This window comes from Inquilinus limosus MP06, assembly GCF_000767795.1.
GTDB classification, from domain to species: domain Bacteria; phylum Pseudomonadota; class Alphaproteobacteria; order DSM-16000; family Inquilinaceae; genus Inquilinus; species Inquilinus limosus_E.
The window spans coordinates 1-2,810 of sequence record NZ_JANX01000698.1 but is presented as its reverse complement, the minus strand read 5'-3'; the positions used below and the strand labels follow the sequence as shown (position 1 = coordinate 2,810).

Genomic DNA, 2,810 nt, shown 5'->3' with positions numbered 1-2,810 from the left:
GCTGCCACCGGACGGGTTCCGCATCGACATCGACGGCGTCCCGGTCGAGGCCGGCACGGCGCGGCCGGGCCGGATCCTGCTGCGCGACGACCCGATGCATCTCGATCTTCTCGGCCTGACGGCGGAGACCAGCGAAGGAACCGGCGGCCAGGTCCTGCACTGGATCGACGACCGGCACGAGGTGGCACTGGCGGAAGCCGGCATCGGCCACGCGACGGCGGAGGAGATCGTGGCCGAGGCGCTGACCCGGGCGCTGCGCCGCTACGCCCCGCATTTCCTGGGCATCCAGGAGACCATGGCCTTCCTCAAGGGCATCGAGGCGACGCGCGGCGACCTGGTCCGCGAGGCGCAGCGCAACCTCTCGGTCAACCAGGTCGCCGACGTGTTCCGCCGGCTGCTGGAAGAGGGCATCTCCCTGCGCAACCACCGGCTGGTGCTGGAGACGCTGGCCGAATGGGGACAGAAGGAGCAGGACGTCGTCCTGCTGGCCGAATATGTCCGCGGCGGGCTGAAGCGGCAGATCTGCCACGCCCATGCCGACGAGCGGAAAATCATCCACGCCCTGATCCTGGAGCGCAGCGCCGAGGACGTGCTGCGCCAGTCGATCCGGCAGACCACGGTCGGGGCCTATCTCGCTTTGCCCGAGGGCCAGGCCGAGGAGCTGGTCGACACGATTCGCGGTCATCTCGGCCGGGTCGTGGCCGGCGGCCGGCCGCCGGTGATCCTGACCGCGCTCGATATCCGGCGCTTCCTGCGCCAGACCCTGGTGCGCAACCAGGTCGAGGCGGTGGTGCTGTCCTATGCCGAGATCGCGCCGGACTACACGGTGCAGCCGGTGGCGGTGGTCCGGCTGACCGGCCGCCGCAACCGCCAGGAAGCCCAGGCCGGGCCTGACCGGGCCGCCGCGGAGTGAGGGGGAAGATGGACCAGTCACGATTCCTGGCCCGATTGCGTCACGCTCTCGCCGCCACGGTTATCCTGACCGCCGTCACCGGCGGCAGCCCGGCCGCCCTGGCCCAGGACGCGCCGGGCATGACGGTGCAGCCGCTGCCGCCCCAGGCCCAGGCGCAGCAATCGGCCCCGGCCGCCCCCGGCGAGACGGTGGTGACGCCGACCGAGGATGTCACGGCCATGCGCGCCCCGGCCACGCAGCCCAAGATCGTCACCTTGCCGCCGGGCGCCCCTACCGAGCCGCCCCAGACGACGCCGGCGATGCAGCCGCCGCCATCGGCCCAGCCGGGCGCGCAGGGGCCGATGATGCAGGTCCAGCCCGCGCCGCCGCGCCAGGCGCAGCCGGGGCTGACGCCCAGCCGGTCGTTGATCGAGATGAAGGTGGGGCAGGGCAACCTGCTGACCTTCGCCCTGCCGGTGCAGACCGTGCTGGTGGCCAATCCGAACGTGCTCGATGTCGAGATGGTGTCGGCCCGCTCGGCCTATATCTACGGCGTGTCGTCCGGCACCACCAACCTGTTCGCGCTCAGCAGCGCCGACCAGGTGGTGGCGGCCGCGAATGTCCGGGTCAGCCAGGACGCCGCGGCGGCGCAGCGCGAGGTGATGCAGGTGGCCCCGGCCTCCGGCGGCCAGATGGGCTACATCCAGGACCGGCCGGTGACCACCGGGACGGTGTCCGACCTGGGCAGCGCCATGAAGCTCGACGCCCTGGCCCAGCAGCTCGGCACCAATGCCGGCGGGTCGATGAACCTGAACACGATCAAGGGCTCGCAGCAGGTCGGCATCCGCGTCCGCTTCGCCGAGGTCCAGCGCACGGCGGTGGAGAATCTCGGCGTCAACTGGCAGGCGATGTTCGACATCGGCAAGTTCAACATCGGCCTGGTCAGCGGCGGCTTCCCGCCGGCCCTCGGGGCGGCGGGCACCGCCACCGCCGGCTATCATGCCGGCGGCAACAACGTCGATGCTGTGATCGACGCGCTGCAGCGCGAGGGGCTGGTCAGCATCCTGGCCGAGCCGACCCTGACCGCGGTCAGCGGCGAGTCGGCGAACTTCCTGGCGGGCGGCGAGTTCCCGATCCCGGTGCCGCAGGGCAACGAGACGGTGACGGTCGAATACAAGCAGTTCGGCGTGTCGCTGTCCTTCGTCCCGACCGTTCTGCCGGGCGACCGCATCGCCATGCGGGTGAAGCCGGAGGTCAGCGAGCTCAGCGACGACGCCCGGGTCGAGAGCGACGGCATCTCGGTGCCGTCGCTGATCGTGCGCCGGGCCGAGACCACGATCGAGCTGGCCTCGGGCCAGACCTTCGCGCTGGCCGGCATGTTCCAGCGCAACATGTCGAACTCGGCCGATAAGATCCCGGTGCTCGGCGACGTGCCGATCCTCGGCAAGCTGTTCCAGTCGAGCCGGTACAAGCGCAACGAGACCGAGCTGGTGATCCTGATCACCCCGTTCCTGATGAAGCCGGCGGAGACGCCCCAGGCGGTGGCGGTGCCGCAGCAGCGCACCGCGCCGACCGTGCGGCGGGTCCGCCAGACCCCTTCCATGACCGGCGGCAGCGCCGGCTTCGTGCTCGAATAGGACCCGCCATGAGGTTCCCGATCCAGCATCTCGCGGCCATCGCCCTGGCCGGCACCCTAGCCGCCTGCGAGCACAAATTCCCGGACTGGCCCGAGGATGGCTACACCAGCCTGTCCACCCCGGTGGCCCATCCGGTGCTGTTCGCGCCGCAGGCGTCGAGCCTGAGCGCGACCGAGCGTGCCCGCCTGGTCGAGTTCGTGCGCGGCGCCGGACTGGCCCCCGGCTCCAATGTCACGGTCGCGGCCGGCGGGCCGCGGGCGGCGGCGCGGCAGGAAGCCGTG

The 2,810-nt window shown here is 71.5% G+C and carries 3 protein-coding genes; all 3 read left to right on the top strand.

Annotated features, from left to right (window positions below):
* On the top strand, positions 1-913 hold a 913-nt coding region (locus P409_RS31035), incomplete at its 5' end, for an FHIPEP family type III secretion protein (RefSeq protein ID WP_034847562.1).
* Positions 914-921: 8 nt separating this feature from the next.
* Positions 922-2,529: a type II and III secretion system protein family protein gene (locus P409_RS31030; RefSeq protein WP_152613643.1), complete on the top strand. Its 1,608-nt coding sequence runs from the start codon at positions 922-924 to the stop codon at positions 2,527-2,529.
* 8 nt (positions 2,530-2,537) lie between these two features.
* Positions 2,538-2,810, top strand: a 273-nt coding sequence (locus P409_RS31025) for a hypothetical protein (protein WP_034847560.1), incomplete at its 3' end; no start/stop codon positions are given.